At 61.9% G+C, this 15,153-nt stretch carries 12 protein-coding genes; 11 read left to right on the top strand and 1 reads right to left on the bottom strand.

What is annotated here, in order from left to right; genetic code table 11:
* Positions 1 to 2: 2 nt before the first annotated feature.
* From GGD40_RS06090 to GGD40_RS06040, 11 genes are all read left to right on the top strand, one after another.
* Positions 3 to 1,415 carry a PelD GGDEF domain-containing protein gene (locus GGD40_RS06090; protein ID WP_373565260.1) on the top strand — a complete coding sequence of 471 codons (1,413 nt, stop codon included), beginning with the start codon at positions 3 to 5 and terminating at the stop codon, positions 1,413 to 1,415.
* Entirely contained in the window at positions 1,408 to 2,418 is a 1,011-nt protein-coding gene (locus tag GGD40_RS06085; RefSeq protein ID WP_179705568.1) for a hypothetical protein, read from the top strand. The genes GGD40_RS06090 and GGD40_RS06085 overlap by 8 nt, the downstream gene beginning before the upstream one ends.
* Positions 2,415 to 4,073 carry a GT4 family glycosyltransferase PelF gene (gene pelF, locus GGD40_RS06080; RefSeq protein WP_179743113.1) on the top strand — a complete coding sequence of 553 codons (1,659 nt, stop codon included), beginning with the start codon at positions 2,415 to 2,417 and terminating at the stop codon, positions 4,071 to 4,073. The genes GGD40_RS06085 and pelF overlap by 4 nt, the downstream gene beginning before the upstream one ends.
* Positions 4,073 to 5,446: an exopolysaccharide Pel transporter PelG gene (pelG, locus tag GGD40_RS06075; RefSeq protein WP_179743112.1), complete on the top strand. Its 1,374-nt coding sequence runs from the start codon at positions 4,073 to 4,075 to the stop codon at positions 5,444 to 5,446. Before pelF ends, pelG begins: the two co-directional genes overlap by 1 nt.
* Positions 5,447 to 5,580: 134 nt before the next feature.
* Positions 5,581 to 6,720, top strand: a complete 1,140-nt coding sequence (locus GGD40_RS06070; RefSeq protein ID WP_179743111.1) for an endo alpha-1,4 polygalactosaminidase — start codon at positions 5,581 to 5,583, stop codon at positions 6,718 to 6,720.
* 70 nt (positions 6,721 to 6,790) lie between these two features.
* Positions 6,791 to 7,690, top strand: a complete 900-nt coding sequence (locus GGD40_RS06065) for an endo alpha-1,4 polygalactosaminidase (RefSeq protein ID WP_179743110.1) — start codon at positions 6,791 to 6,793, stop codon at positions 7,688 to 7,690.
* 57 nt (positions 7,691 to 7,747) lie between these two features.
* A complete protein-coding gene (gene galE / locus GGD40_RS06060) occupies positions 7,748 to 8,770 on the top strand; it encodes a UDP-glucose 4-epimerase GalE (RefSeq protein ID WP_176057921.1) in 1,023 nt (340 codons plus the stop codon).
* Between the two features lie 64 nt (positions 8,771 to 8,834).
* Entirely contained in the window at positions 8,835 to 10,652 is a 1,818-nt protein-coding gene (glmS, locus tag GGD40_RS06055) for a glutamine--fructose-6-phosphate transaminase (isomerizing) (protein WP_179743109.1), read from the top strand.
* A gap of 1,057 nt (positions 10,653 to 11,709) precedes the next feature.
* Entirely contained in the window at positions 11,710 to 12,909 is a 1,200-nt protein-coding gene (locus GGD40_RS06050; RefSeq protein WP_179743108.1) for a PfkB family carbohydrate kinase, read from the top strand.
* Positions 12,906 to 13,502, top strand: a complete 597-nt coding sequence (locus GGD40_RS06045) for a 7-cyano-7-deazaguanine synthase (protein ID WP_257030361.1) — start codon at positions 12,906 to 12,908, stop codon at positions 13,500 to 13,502. Before GGD40_RS06050 ends, GGD40_RS06045 begins: the two co-directional genes overlap by 4 nt.
* On the top strand, positions 13,489 to 14,145 hold the full coding sequence (locus GGD40_RS06040; RefSeq protein ID WP_179743106.1) for a nitroreductase family protein: 657 nt from the start codon (positions 13,489 to 13,491) through the stop codon (positions 14,143 to 14,145). Before GGD40_RS06045 ends, GGD40_RS06040 begins: the two co-directional genes overlap by 14 nt.
* A 21-nt stretch (positions 14,146 to 14,166) precedes the next feature.
* Here GGD40_RS06040 and GGD40_RS06035 read toward each other — a convergent pair whose 3' ends face one another.
* Entirely contained in the window at positions 14,167 to 14,949 is a 783-nt protein-coding gene (locus GGD40_RS06035) for an 8-oxoguanine DNA glycosylase (protein WP_179743105.1), read from the bottom strand.
* Positions 14,950 to 15,153: the final 204 nt, after the last annotated feature.

Here is a 15,153-nt window from a genome sequence, read left to right as displayed (position 1 = left end):
CCGTGAATACCGCAGCCGTGGAAAACAACCCGGGCGCCTCGAAGCCGCGCCATGCGCATCCGTTCGGCAATCTCGGACGTGTGCGCCGCTTTCTGGCGCCCGCGGTGGCGCGGCCGTTCGCGATCGTGGAAACCATCGCGCTCGTGGTGGCCGTGCTGGCCGTGTCGCACTGGTTTCATCCCGAGGACCCGTTGCTGCTGCACGCCGGCTACCCGTGGGTGTGGCTGGTGTCGCTGCTGGTGGCGTTGCGCTACGGCAGCCTGCTCGGCCTGCTGTCCGGCGCGATCATGCTTGGCGCATGGTCCTTCTTCTATCCGCACGGCAACGCGTTTCCCGCGATGTTTTTTGCGGGCGGCCTGATCCAGACCATTCTCGCCGGGCATTTCGGCGACACATGGGGCACCCGCGCCGAGCGGGCGTCGTCGCTGAACGATTATCTGAACGACCGGCTCGTCGCGCTGACCAACAGTCACTATCTGATGCGCCTCTCGCACGAGCGGCTCGAGAAAGACCTGTTGTCCCGGCCGACCACGCTGCGCGATTCGATCACCGAATTGCGCCGGCTTTCAGTGGCGACGGACACGGCGCTGGCCGTGCCGGCCGCCGCTGCGCCGGGCGACGCGCTGACCGGCGCGAGCGGCTTGCTCGAATTCGTCGCGCAGGCCTGCCAGATCGAAGTGGCGGCCTTGTACCCGGTGCGCGACGGCAAGCTCGGCACTCAGGCGATCGCGCAGATCGGCGACGCGTTCGAACTCGAAGCGAACGACGAACTCGTGACGCACGCGCTCACCACGCTGAGCGTCGCGCATCTGAAGAACGAAGACACCATGGTGCCGGTCAGCCAGTATCTGGTCTGCGCGCCGCTGGTATCGGCCGACGGCGAATTGCGCGCGCTGCTGATCGTCAAGCGCATGCCGTTCCTGTCGCTCAATTTCGACAACCTGCAACTGCTGCTGGTGCTGCTGGGTTACTACGCCGACGGCGTCGAGCATTCGGCGTTCGTGCAGCGCATTCTCGACAGCGTGCCGAACTGCCCGTACGAATTCGCGCTCGACCTGAGCCGCCTCACGCGTCTGCAGCAGAAGGCGGGCGTGGCGTCGTCGCTGGTGGCGCTGGCGTTCCCGCGCGACGAAGAGGGCGATTCGCTGTTCGAACACGTGATGCGTCGCCGTCGTTCGCTCGACGTGATGTGGCCGGTGCAGACCGCGAAGCAATCGGTGCTGGTGAACCTGATGCCGGCGACCGACACGACCGGGATCGAAGGCTATCTGGCGCGGATCGAAGCCAGCCTGACGGCCCAGTTCAACTCGGATCTGGAACATTCGCGCGTGGGCGTTCATACGCTGCACCTCGAGGGCGACGAGCCGGGCGCGGCGTTGCTGCGTCTTCTCAAACGAAGCGGCCTCGATGTCTAAGCCCCTGTCTCTCATCGTGAGCGTGCTGGTCGCGCTGGTGGCGGCGGTCCTCCAGTATCTGGCGGTCGCGAGCTTGCTGGCGCCGGCTGGCACGGTCGACCCGCTGCTGCGCTTTCTCGCGCTGCAGGCCGTGGCCGGGCTGGCCGAGGCGATCGCCTTGCGCCGCTGGCTGCCGCTGAACTATCGCGAACCGCGCGCGATGTCGCTGCTGTTCCTGTGGGCGTCGTGCACCTTCGTGCCGCTGTTCGGCGGCATCGTGGTGCTGATCAGTTGCATCTGGGCCGCGCTGTTTCCCGGCCGCAAGGAAAGCGATCAGCTCACCGACGTGCCGCGTCCGGAATTCGTCACCTATCTGGTGTCGCGGGTGTCGCACGGCGGCGGCGCGCGCCTGCAGGCACGTCTTGCGAATACCCAGGTGTCGGCTACCGATCGCTTGTCGGCACTCGTAGCAATCCAGAGCATGCCGACTCGCACCACGGGCACCTTGCTGCGCGAACTGCTCGCCGATCCGCTGGAAGACATTCGTTTGATTGCGTACGGCACGCTGGATCACGCCGAGAACGAAATCATGCAGAAGATCTTCCGCACCGGCAAAGCGCTCGAAGCCACCCATAGCGACGCCGAGCGCCACGCGCTCAACCGTCTGCTGGCCGAACTCTATTTCGAACTCGTGTACCAGAACCTGGTGCAGGGCGCGGTCTACCGTCACACGCTGCAACAGGCCGACCGCTACGCACAGGCGGCGCTCGAAACCGATCAAAGCGACGCGGCGCTGTGGCTGATTCGCGGCCGTCTCGCGCTGGCGAACGGTCTGCCGGATGCCGCCCACGAACATATTGCGCGGGCGCTGGATCTGGGCTTCCCGCGCGAACGGCTGGTGCCGTGGCTGGCGGAGGCGGATTTCCTGCGCGGCAACTATGCCAGCGTGTCGCAACTGCTCGGCTCGCTGGGTAACGCGGCCGCGTTGCCCACACTCAAACCGGTGGTGAAGTACTGGTCATGATCAAAGAACTTCCTGTACGTCGCGCCGCCGACGCCGATGTTTGCCTGCTGCTCGAAGGCACGTTCCCGTTCGTGCGTGGCGGGGTGTCGAGCTGGGTCAATGAAATGATCCGCTCCTATCCGACGACCCGTTTCGCGATCGTGTTCATCGGCAGCCGCCTGGAGGACTATTCGGGCGTTGCGTACGCGTTGCCGGATAACGTCGTGCATATCGAAACGCACTTCCTGTACGAGTCGGAGCGGGCCGATCTGCCACGGCCGCGCGCGGTCGCCGGCGACGCCGCGGCCTTCGCGCGTTCGCAGGAATTGCACGATGCGTTGCGCGACACGCGCAGCGGCGTGGACGCCGGCGCGCTGATGGCCAGCATGATTCCGATGCTGGGCGAGAACGGCGCGTTGAACGAAGCGGAGTTTCTGTCGAGCCGCGCGGCGTGGGACACGATCGTCGATCAGTATCAGAAGTACTGCACCGATCCGTCGTTCACCGATTATTTCTGGACCGTGCGGATCATGCACAAGCCGTTGTGGCAACTCGCCCGCGTCGCCGAAAAGCTGTTGCCGGCGCGGGTGTACCACACGGTGTCGACCGGTTACGGCGGCTTTCTCGGCGCGCTGATGCATTACCGCACCGGCCGGCCGCTGCTGATCTCGGAACACGGCATCTATACGAAAGAACGCAAGATCGATCTGCTGCAAAGCCAGTGGATTCGCGACAACCGCGGCGTGTTCGAGCGCGATATCTCGCGAGTCAGCTATTTCCGCGAGCTGTGGGTGCGCTTCTTCGAGGCAATCGGCAAGCTCGCCTATGACGCTGCCGACGACATCGTCGCGTTGTACGAGACGAACCGCCAGCGCCAGATTACCGACGGCGCGCGTGCCGAGCGCACGCAATGTATTCCGAACGGCATCGACGTCGACGGTCTCGCGCCGCTGGTGGCGCTGCGCAAACCGCGCGCGCACCGCGTGGTGGCGCTGATCGGCCGGGTAGTGCCGATCAAGGACATCAAGACCTTCATTCGCTCGATCTTTATCGCGTCGCGCAGTCTGCCCGATCTGGAAGGCTGGATCATCGGGCCGGAAGAGGAAGATCCCGCCTATGCGCTCGAATGCCGTGCGCTGGTGGAAAGTCTCGGGCTCGGCCGGAATGTGAAATTCCTCGGCTTCCAGCGTATCGACGAGATGCTGCCGCAGGTCGACGTGATCGCGCTGACCTCGATCAGCGAGGCGCTGCCGCTGGTGGTGCTGGAGGGCTTCGCCGCCGGCGTGCCCGCCATCACGACCGACGTGGGCTCGTGCCGGCAACTGATCGAAGGCGTCGACGCAGCAGACCGCGCGCTCGGTTCGGCCGGCATGGTGGTGCAGCTCGCGGACCCGGCGGCGTTCGCTCAGGCGGTGCTGTCGCTGCTCGCCGACGACGCGCGCTGGCTGACCGCGCAGCAGGCGGGCCTTGCTCGCGTGCGCCGCTACTACACGAAGACGCAGATGATCGACCGCTATCGGGTTCTGTATGAGCGCCTGGCCGCGCTGCCGGATCGCAAGGCGAACGCCGCGGGCGGCGACGCCGCGCGCTGCCCGGTGAACCATGGCACTCAATCGAACGGAGCGGGCGCGCGTGCGCAGACCGCGACGTCCGTTCAATCGCAGGAGACACGCTAATGGCGGGGATTGGCTTCGAATTGCGCAAGATCATGCGCCGCGACACGCTGATGGGCGTGGCGCGCGCTTATGCTTACGCGGGCTTGATCAGCTCAGGGCCGCTGATTCTGTCGATCTTCGGCATTCTGATTATCGGTTTGATCAGTCTCACGTCGGTGATACCGACGTTCGCGATCGTGCAGTTCCAGGTGTCGGTCACCTATCTGATCGCGTTGAGCCTGGTCCTGACCGGGCCGTTGCAATTGTCGTTCACGCGCTTCATTTCGGACCGACTGTTCGAGAAGCGCGACGATCTGGTGCTGTCGAACTATAACGGCGTGGTGCTGGTGTCGTCGCTGCTGGCGGCCGTGGTCGCCGTGATCGCGACGCTGGTCGGGTTTCGCAGCGAGCCGCTGATCTACCGTCTGTTGATGATCACGGGCTTCGTGGTGGTCAGCAATATCTGGATCGCCGTCATCTTCCTGTCGAGCGTGAAGCAGTACCGGCAGATTCTGATGGTGTTCTTCGTCGGCTATGCGTGCGTGGTGTGTCTCGCGCTCGCGTTGAACGGCTATGGACTCGTCGGTCTGCTCGGCGGTTTTGTCGCGGGGCATATCGTTTTGCTGGCCGGTCTGTCGGGGCTGATCTATCGCAACTACCGCTCCGAGCGGTTCATTTCGTTCGAAGTGTTCGAGCGGCGTTTCGCCTATCCGAGTCTGGCGCTGGTCGGGCTGCTGTTCAATATCGGCGTGTGGCTCGACAAGTTCATGTTCTGGTATACGCCGGGCACGGGCACCCGCGTGGTCGGGCAGCTGCATGCGTCGGTGATTTACGACATTCCTATTTTCATCGCATATGTGTGCGTGATGCCGGGCATGGCGACCTTCCTCGTGCGGATCGAAGCGGATTTCGTCGAGTATTACGACGCGTTTTACAACGCGGTGCGCAGCGGCGCCACGCTGCGTCATATCAACGAAATGCGCGACATGATGGTCGGCAGCGTGCGCGCCGGCCTGTACGAGATCATCAAGGTGCAGGCCATCGTGCTGTTGCTGATCATCGCCTTCGGCGAGCGCGTGCTGGCTTCGCTCGGCATTTCGCCGCTGTATATGCCGCTGCTCGTCGTGGACGTCGTCTCGGCGAGTCTGCAGGTGCTGCTGTTGGGGCTGCTCAACGTGTTCTTCTATCTGGACGGACGGCGTATGGTGCTGCGACTCACCGCGGCGTTCGTGTTGCTGAACGGACTGTTCACCGGCATCACGCTCAGGCTCGGTCCGGACTACTACGGCTATGGTTTCGCGCTCGCGTTGCTGGTCGTGGTGGTGGCGTCCGTGAAAGTGCTCGATAGAAAATTCATGTCATTGGAATACGAAACGTATATGTTGCGGGGTTGAAGGAGCGGCGCTGCCGTTTTCGATTCAAGATCGTGGCTGGGCGGCCGTTCATACGGTAAGAGCCAGACGCGTTGTGTGAATCGAAGCGGCGTGACTGCGCCTTGCCCTCGTATCGTTCGACTCCGGATTCCACTATGTTTCAGCTTTTCCTCGGCCCAGTGCGCCGGGCCGCGCGCGCGTGTCTTGCCATCGAGCTTCGTCGCGCGGGTTGTCGCAGGTTGCGTTGGCGCGGCGCGGTGGTTGTCGTTGCGGCGGGTTTGCTGGCCGCATGCGGCGGCGGTGGCGGCGGTTCGGGCGGCGGTACGTCGGGCGCCGCGACCGCGGGGTCGGCGACGCCTTCCGGCGGCAGCACCGTTACGCCGCCGCCCCCTGCGTCGATCACCACACCGGCCACGCCCGCGCCCGTGATAGCGGCGGCGCGTGCGCTGCCGGTCGCACCGGTTTGGGCCGTGTATTACGGCGATGCCAGCGGGCTCACCCTCAGCCAGGTGGCGTCGACCTTCAAGCTGATCGTGATCGACGCGGATCCCGGCACCGGCACGCCCGCGTTCTCCGCCACGCAGATCGCGGCATTGAAGGCGAACGGCGCGAAAGTGTTGAGCTATCTGAATCTCGGCGCCTGCGAAAAATCGCGCACCTACTGGAGCACGGTGCCGTCCGGTTTCGTGTCGTGCGGCGCGAATACCGCCGCGCAACTCGGCAAATATTCGGGCTTCCCGGAGTACTGGATGAATCCCGCTAACGCCGACTATCAGAACCTGATCGTGAACTACGTCGCGCCGCGTCTCGCGGCCACCGGCGTGGACGGCTTCATGCTCGACAACTTCGAGATCGTTGGACACGGGACCAATACGTCGGCCGGTCCGTGCGACGCCACCTGCGCGCAAGGCGGGCTCGATCTCGTCAAGCAACTGCGCGACCGTTTCCCGAATCTGGCGTTGGTGCCCAATGCCGCACCGGTGCAGACCATCGGTGGCAGCAGCGGCGGCGTGGCATTTCCGTGGTTGATCGACGGTGTGCTCACGGAGCAGGTCTATTTGCCGTCGGTGAGCACGTCGCTCGTGCAGCAGTTGCAGTCCTGGCAAAGCACGGAGAAAAACCTCGGGCGCAGCGGCTTTTTCGTCGGTTCGCTCGACTACGCGTCGTCGTGCACGGCGACGTCGAGCGCGCAAACTGCGTGGACGGCGGCGCGTCAGGCGGGCTTCAGTCCGTCGATTTCGACCGAGTCGCTGGATAGTATTTGCTGGTGGTCGTTTCTGACTTCCGGCAGCTAAGGCGGCGAGGCGCGCACGGCACGCGTAAGGCGAGCGGATTCGCTCGAACAACATCTAAGAGGGACGGGGTTTGGCTCAACACGATGACGACCGGCGCTTTTCATTGCGCCACTTACTAGGCCTTGTTAGCCGCTTCGCGCGCATGGCCGCGTTCGGCGCGCTGGCGTCGGTGGCGCATGCGCAGGACGCGGTGAGCACGCCGGCGGGGCCTTCGATTGCGCTGTTCTATGGCGCGAATCCGCCGATCGATGAACTGGCGCGCTTCGATGTGGTCGTGGTGGAACCCGATGCGCGGTTCGATCCGCGTGCTCATCCGAAAACGCATCCCGCGTGGTTCGCTTACGTCAGCGTCGGCGAGGTGAACCCGCATCGCAGCTATTTCAGCGCGATGCCGCGCACGTGGCTGCCGGGTGTCAACGAGGCTTGGGCTTCGCACGTGGTCGACCAGACGGCGCCCGAGTGGCCCGCGTTTTTCGTGGACAAGGTGATCGCGCCGTTGTGGAAAAAGGGCTATCGCGGCTTCTTCCTCGACACGCTCGACTCCTATCAGCTGATCGCTAAAACCGACACCGCGCGCGCCGCGCAGGAAGCCGGCATGATCCGCGTGATCCGCGCGATCAAGTCGCGTTATCCGAAAGCCAGGCTGATTTTCAATCGTGGTTTCGAGATCTTGCCGCAGGTCCACGATCTCGCCTATGTGGTCGCGTTCGAATCGTTGTATCGCGGCTGGGATGCGAGCAAGCAGGCTTATACCGAGGTGCCGCAAGCCGACCGCGACTGGCTGCTCGGGAAGGCCGCGACGATCCGCGAGCAATACCGGCTGCCGGTGCTGTCGATCGACTATTGCGATCCCGCCGACACCGCATGCGGACCCGCCACGGCGGCGCGCATCGCGTCGGACGGGATCGTGCCGTACGTCACCGACGGCGATCTCGCCACGGTCGGCGTGGGTCCGGCCGGGCAACCGTGACCGGGCGTCCGGCGCAAGCCGGCCGCGAGTTCAAACATCTGAAACGGGGAGTGGGACATGGTCATGAAAGGCACGATTCTGGTAACCGGCGGCGCGGGCTTTATCGGCTCGCATACGTGCGTGGAATTGTTGAACGGCGGCTACGATGTGGTGGTGGTCGACAACCTCGTCAACAGTAACCGCGAGTCGCTCGCGCGGGTCGAACAGATCACCGGCAAGCGCGTGGCGTTCTACGAGAACGATTCGCGCGACAAGGCCGTGTTGCAGCGTATTTTCGACACGCATCCGATCACGGGTGCGATTCACTTCGCGGCGCTGAAGGCGGTGGGCGAGTCGGTCAGCAAGCCGCTCGAGTACTACGACAACAACCTCGGCAGTTTGCTGACGTTGCTCGGCGTGATGCGAGACCGCAACGTAAAGCAGTTCGTGTTCAGTTCGTCGGCCACGGTGTACGGCGTGCCGGAAACCTCGCCGATCGATGAGTCGTTCCCACTGTCCGCCACCAATCCGTACGGTCAATCGAAGCTGATCGCCGAACAGGTGCTGCGCGATCTGCAGCTAGCAGATGCGTCGTGGCGGATCGCCACGCTGCGTTATTTCAATCCGGTCGGCGCGCATGAAAGTGGGCTGATTGGTGAAGATCCGGGCGGCATTCCGAACAACCTGATGCCGTATGTCGCGCAGGTCGCGGTCGGCAAGCTGGAGAAGCTGCGCGTATTCGGTGGCGACTACGACACGCCGGATGGCACCGGCGTGCGCGATTACATCCACGTGGTCGACCTGGCGCGCGGCCACCTGGCCGCACTCGATGCGCTCGTGCAGCGCGATGCGAGCTTTGTGGTGAATCTCGGCACGGGGCAGGGCTATAGCGTGCTGGACGTGGTGCGCTCGTTCGAGAAGGCCTCCGGCAAGCCGGTGCCCTACGAAATCGTGGCGCGCCGTCCGGGCGACGTCGCCTCCTGTTTCGCCGATCCGGCCGCGGCCGAGCGCTTGCTCGGCTGGCGCGCGCAATACGGTATCGAACGCATGTGCGCCGACCACTGGCGCTGGCAGTCGACCAATCCCGCCGGTTACGCCTGAAGCCTGAATCGACTCGAAGCGGTTCGCTTCACTCCCATCATCCTGAAGTAGGAAAGCAAATACTATGTGCGGCATTGTCGGCGCGGTAGCGCAACGTAACATCGTACCGGTCCTGATCGAGGGACTGCGACGCCTCGAATATCGCGGCTACGACTCCTGCGGTGTCGCTGTGCTGGCCGACGGCGGTCCGCGTCGCGCGCGCAGCACGGCGCGCGTCGCCGACCTCGAAACGCAAACGCTCGACACGCAACTCGAAGGCGGCACGGGCGTCGCGCATACGCGCTGGGCGACGCATGGCGCGCCGGTGACGGACAACGCGCATCCGATTTTCTCGAAGGACGAGTTGGCGCTGGTGCATAACGGCATCATCGAAAACTATGAGCCGTTGCGCGAGATGCTGCGTGGTAAAGGCTATGTTTTCGTTTCGCAGACCGATACCGAAGTGGTCGCGCATCTCGTGCACAGTCTTTATCGCGGCAACCTGTTCGCCGCGGTTCGCGAGGCGGTGACGCATCTGGAAGGCGCTTATGCGATTGCTGTGGAGCACAAGGATCATCCGTCGCTCGTGGTCGGCGCGCGGCAGGGTTCGCCGCTGGTGGTCGGGCTGGGCGAGGGCGAGAATTTCCTCGCCTCCGACGCGCTGGCGCTGGCCGGTACGACCGAGCGTTTCATCTTCCTCGAAGAGGGCGATGTCTGCGAGTTGACGCTGGCGGGTGTGCGGATTATCGGCCGTGATGGCGCCGATGCGCAGCGCGAAGTGCGGGTGGTGACGGCGTATGGCGGTGGGGTTGAACTCGGGCCGTATCGTCACTTCATGCAGAAGGAAATCTTCGAGCAGCCGCGCGCGATTGCCGACACGGTTCCGCAAGGCGATTCGTTCGATGCGGCGCTGTTCGGCGAGCAGGCGGCGGCTGAGTTTGCTGGCATCGACAGTTTGTTGATTCTGGCTTGCGGTACCAGCTATTACTCGGGGCTGACCGCGAAATACTGGTTGGAGTCGATCGCGAAGATTCCGACTCAGGTCGAGATTGCCAGCGAATACCGCTACCGCGAATCGGTGCCGAATCCGAAGGCGCTGGTGGTGGTGATTTCGCAATCCGGAGAGACGGCGGATACGCTCGCTGCGTTGAAGCATGCGCAGTCGCTTGGGCATACGCATACGTTGTCGGTGTGCAATGTGGCGACGAGTGCGATGGTGCGGCTGACGTCGTTGTCGTTTCATACGCACGCGGGGCGTGAGATTGGAGTAGCGTCGACCAAGGCGTTTACTACGCAGTTGGTGGGGCTGTTTGTTCTGGCGGTTACGTTGGGGAAAATCCGCGGTGTTGTGAGCGCGAGCGATGAAACCGATTACGTGCGTCAGTTGCGTCATCTACCGGCAGCGTTGAATGCGGTGCTGGCGCTGGAGCCGCAGATTATCGGGTGGGCGGAGAAGTTTGCCGGGAAGGAGAGCGCGCTGTTTCTTGGGCGTGGTGTTCACTATCCGATCGCGTTGGAAGGGGCGCTTAAGCTTAAGGAGATCTCGTATATTCATGCAGAGGCTTATCCGGCTGGAGAGCTTAAGCATGGGCCGCTCGCGCTTGTTACCGATGCCATGCCGGTCGTGACGATTGCGCCGAACGACGCGCTGCTTGAGAAGCTGAAGTCGAATCTGCAGGAAGTGAAGGCACGGGGTGGGGAGCTTTATGTGTTTGCCGATGCGGATACGCGGATTAGTAGCGAGGCGGGGATTCATGTGATCCGGATGCCGGAACACTATGGGCCGTTGTCGCCGATTCTGCATGTGGTGCCGCTGCAGTTGCTGGCTTATCACACGGCTTGTGCGAGGGGGACGGATGTGGATAAGCCGAGGAATCTGGCGAAGTCGGTGACGGTGGAGTGAGGGGGGCGGGCGGCTTAGGGATCCTGCTGAGTTGCATTAGTTTCAGTTACGAGGCCTTGATTCAGTTTTGGTTACGGGGGCTGTAACCTGCCGCTGAGCCTTACCTGACAAGGCGTAACCAGAATTAATGTCAAAGGGGCGCTGGAGCATTTTCCAGCGCCCCTTTTTTGCGACTACCCCCAGATTTCTGGTTTCTCGCAGGCTGTGTCGCCGCAGCGATGTCGCGCCGCTCGAAATAGCCAAATCGTCGACGGGGCTCCTTCAAAAGAGTTGGAGACTCCGACGCACCGCTTGCAAAGGTTCGTTGCCCGACCCATGTTTCAGGGGGAGAGGCGCGGCGTGTCGGCTTGTCTAATCAACTTCGCCTGAGGTTGACTTGCCGAGTTCACAGGCATCCGGCCAGAGCAGTTGCCATTGCATGCGTGCTGAATAAATCCCCCGCTTTTATAAAAGAGGATTTACCTATGCTTATTGGATAATCGGGTGACCCGTCTTGCCGTTCATCAGATTTGCAGAAGAACTTTCATTTGACTACCTTGTAGTAGTATTTAGAATCAATGTCGAAGCTTTCCGATGAATACGAAACTAACGCCCTGATTCAAATGATTCAGCACGGTGTTGGGTCGTTTTGTGCCTGCTGTTTAGTGGGCCGCTCTAAATACACGTAATCAAAAGGGGTTGTTATGTCTGGAGGAGGAGGTGGTGGTGGGAACTGGCGGCCTGAACCGAAGGCACCGGTGGTAGCGCCGAATCAGGTCGGAGTTGGAGGCGGCGTTGGTGGGGGCGTCGACCCCTGCGTCATTGAAGAAGTCACGAGCCTCAACTCCGCAAACCCAGCGGCGCTTCGAAGCGTTCGTGCGGGCTACCTCCTGACTGTTGCGTTCATTCCTGGACCGCCTCCTCGTCTGGTTGCGCAGGACCTCGGCGGAAACACGGTCGGCTCCATCACGTCGCGCTCCATGCTGCAATTCATTCAGTGCATCCAGAGCGGTAGACAGTATGTTGCCGAGGTCCTGAGTGTTCAGGGCGGAACGTGCAGTGTCAAAGTGAGGTTGAAATGACGTCGAATGCGATAACCGTAGTCGGCGGCGTTTATCACGAACAGTGCCTCTGGCCAGCATGGGACCAAATTTATGGCTCCGGTGGGCGAGCGGCGACGGCAATCGTCGGTCACGTCGGAAAGGTGACGTTACGCACGTATGCCTGCCAGGAACTCGAGGATGAGTTTCGTACGGCAGCGGAGGTCTTCAAGTTCGACCTGGTCACGACACCAGCAGAGACCGGGATTTCGTTCGAATATGTGCATTGCATGTCGACGCCGGTGCTGCGACCGGCCCTATCCTCCATCCCAAAGTACGCGCCAATTGAAGTACAAGACGAAGCGGTGTTGCGTTTCGGCATGCTGGAGGGGGCGGCAAGAGTTGACGCCACGTGGTGTGTGTACGACCCGCAATCGGCATTCAACCCGGAGTCATTTTGGGAGAACGGCAGCAAAGCCGACCATCTCGCCATCGTGGGAAACCGCAGCGAAATCGTAGCGATGGCTGGCGAGCTCGACCCAGTGAAAGCCGCCGCCAAGCTGATTCAGCTTGGCGCAGAAGTTGTGGTCGTCAAATCGGGGCCGGTAGGCGCATATGTCCATACCGCGGCTACGAATCCAATGCTGATTCCCGCTTACCGTAGTGACCTAGTGTGGACTATCGGTTCTGGGGACGTGTTCGCTGCCGTGTTTGCAGCGCGATGGGCCGTGCACCGTGAAAGTCCCGGGACTGCGGCAGAGCTGGCTTCGCGCGCCGTTTCACAGTATGCGGAAACGATGGCGTTGCCAGTCGCATCGGCTGCTGAGCTTTCGCAGGCGCAGCGTGTACCGGCGTCAACAGTACCGGGGAAGGTCTACGTCGCAAGCCCCTTCTTCAATCTGGGGCAGCGTTGGCTCGTCGACGAGGCACGACGCTACCTGACCGAGTTGGGGCTGACGGTGTTTTCTCCAGTGCACGACATCGGCCCTGGCCCTGCAGAAGTAGTGGGACCTGCTGACTTGGCTGCGCTCGATACGTGTGACCGGGTCTTCGCGATATTGGATGGCCTCGATGCGGGCACTGTTTTCGAGGCGGGCTACGCCAGAGCGAAGAATCTCCCTGTTTACGTTCTTGCCCAGTCCGTAACTGAGGAGGACCTCAAGATGGTTACCGGCTCCAAGTGCAAGGTCTTCTTCGACTTCGTCACCGCGTTGCATCACACGGCATGGAAAGCATGAGAACGGCCTTGCTGTTATCCGGCGGGATGGATTCAATAGCCATCGCGTACTGGAAGAAGCCCGAAGTCGCAATCACGGTCGCGTACGGTCAATGTGCCGCGCAAGCCGAGGTTCGAGCTGCGGGCGCAGTATGCGAAGCATTGGGTATTGAACATCATGTCATCGAAGCTGACCTTCGAGCACTTGGCAGTGGCGATATGGCCGGTCAAGCAGCGTCTGAGCTTGCGCCGGTTTCAGAATGGTGGCCGTTCCGGAATCAGATGTTAGTCACGTTGGCCGCAATGAAAGCAGTCGCGCTCAACGTGAACGCTCTGTTAATCGGAACCCTTCGTACCGATGGAATGCATGCCGACGGCAAACCCGAATTCCTGGCGGCGATGAATGCTGTCCTGGCTTGCCAGGAGGGTTCGATAGCGCTCGCCGCACCGGCAATCAAGCTAAGCGGTGCGGAGCTTATCAAGGCTTCAGGCGTCCCCGCGGAGGTTCTCGCGTGGGCTCACTCTTGCCATGTTGCCAATGAAGCTTGCGGAATGTGTCGAGGGTGCGCGAAGCACTACGAGGTGCTGGAGGAACTCGGCGTTGACCCATACTGAAGACCCCCAGCCTCTCCGGGATGGTCCGTTCCAGGACTATCCCTGGCCGATTTTGCGGGTTGTGCCGTTCGGGCAGCATAGCGCGCCGGCGGAGAGGTCTTTCCTGGATGTCTTCGAAAGTCGGCGCTCGGTTCGAGCACTGACGTCAGCGCCGCTCGACGAACTCGTCGATGCGCTGCGTCTCGCCCTAGTGCCGCGGTTTTGGAAGGACGGCGACCCGCTGCGGCGAAGTCGCCGCCCCGCGCTTTCAGCGGGGGCGTTACACCCAATCTCTGTTTTGCTGTTTGCCGGTGCCACTGTCTATCGAGTGAACGCGGACGAGTCTGTTCTCGAAGAGCTGAACGTCCCTGCCGAGCTGCGCACAAGCTGGGTGAGCAAATGCAAACGCATGCTTCCGGACGCAGATGGAGCGTTCATTGTGCTCATCGCCGACATGGCGAGGCCAATGGCCGCATACGAGAAAAGCGAATCGCTGGTGTGGCGTGATTCGGGAACGTTGCTCCAGACACTTGCGCTCGCTGCCGAATCGTACGGGCTAGGATTCTGCCCGCTGGGAATCGTTGGCAACGAGGTCGTTGATAGTTTGCCCGGGGCCGAGCAACTACTTGCTGTCGGAGCGGCGGCTATTGGACTGTCGGCCTGACTTACCGAAGCACAGCAACTGTCAGTGGGCGTTGCCAAACAGGTCGAGTTGCTCGGCCGCTTGGACCTGGACCTTCCTCATAATGACTGACAGCTGGCGCATGTGGTCCCACATCAGTCCGTCAAGGGTCGCAGCCGAGACATCAATCGCGCGTGCGAAGGCAATGAAGCGCGCCTCCAGTTTCCGATAGTGAGTCTCCGGTTGCCATTCTTCCGGGAAGAGACCGAGATGTTGGCCTACGCGCAGGATGTGAATATCCAGAATCGCAACTTCACTCTGCGGACGCAAATTGCGAACAATCCACGATGCTGTTTTCAGTCCGATACCAGGAAGCTCATTCAACTGGTCCCGGAAGACAATGTCGTCGTCGGGCGGAGTGAAAGAGTGCAACCGCTGAAGACAGCCGCTCAAATACTTGGCTTTCTGTCGGATGAATCGATATTTACGGGCTCGACCGTGGAAGGTGAACGGTTCGCTCAGAACCTCTTCAAGCTCCTGAGCCGTGGTGCCCGCGCGCAGCATGTCTTTTTCACGAACACGCGAGTAGGCGGCCAGCGCCAACTCTGCCGGCATGCCCCAGCCACCGAGCAAACAGGCCGCGACCTCTTCCTGCAAAGTACGACCCAGGCGGAAATCGCAGAACGTCCCGGACTCAGTGTGCTGCCACGCCTGACCGCGCCAATAGGCTGGCGTCATCAGTTCATCGAATGCTCCCCACGGAAGCCCGGGAAGCACTTCTTCGTGCACCGGCGGCAGTGTCAGTTCGCGGAATTCGCCCGCGATATGAGCGTACATGGTTTGCATGGGGCCGAAGCTGGTTAGGTAATATTTACGCGGCAATAGGCACGCGAAATTCGTGAAGCGCCGAATGATACAACAGGCCTGCGGACACGATAGGCAACATGCTCTGTCGAGTATAGGAAGAGAAAATCCGATGTACCACCTTTCTTGCCACACGCGTCGGTTGATTTGCTTCACTCTTGCGCGGCTGCACAATTGTTTCGTTTG

It is taken from the genome of Paraburkholderia bryophila (genome assembly GCF_013409255.1).
GTDB lineage: Bacteria > Pseudomonadota > Gammaproteobacteria > Burkholderiales > Burkholderiaceae > Paraburkholderia.
The sequence above is the reverse complement of the archived record's forward strand: the minus strand, read 5'-3'. Positions and strand labels throughout refer to the sequence as shown.

Coding starts and splice junctions, on each gene's coding strand:
- GGD40_RS06050 (WP_179743108.1), top strand. CDS start 11,710: ATGACGTCGAATGCGATAACCGTAGTCGGCGGCGTTTATCACGAACAG.
- GGD40_RS06045 (WP_257030361.1), top strand. CDS start 12,906: ATGAGAACGGCCTTGCTGTTATCCGGCGGGATGGATTCAATAGCCATC.
- pelG (WP_179743112.1), top strand. CDS start 4,073: ATGGCGGGGATTGGCTTCGAATTGCGCAAGATCATGCGCCGCGACACG.
- GGD40_RS06085 (WP_179705568.1), top strand. CDS start 1,408: ATGTCTAAGCCCCTGTCTCTCATCGTGAGCGTGCTGGTCGCGCTGGTG.
- glmS (WP_179743109.1), top strand. CDS start 8,835: ATGTGCGGCATTGTCGGCGCGGTAGCGCAACGTAACATCGTACCGGTC.
- galE (WP_176057921.1), top strand. CDS start 7,748: ATGGTCATGAAAGGCACGATTCTGGTAACCGGCGGCGCGGGCTTTATC.
- GGD40_RS06035 (WP_179743105.1), bottom strand. CDS start 14,949: ATGCAAACCATGTACGCTCATATCGCGGGCGAATTCCGCGAACTGACA.
- GGD40_RS06070 (WP_179743111.1), top strand. CDS start 5,581: ATGTTTCAGCTTTTCCTCGGCCCAGTGCGCCGGGCCGCGCGCGCGTGT.
- pelF (WP_179743113.1), top strand. CDS start 2,415: ATGATCAAAGAACTTCCTGTACGTCGCGCCGCCGACGCCGATGTTTGC.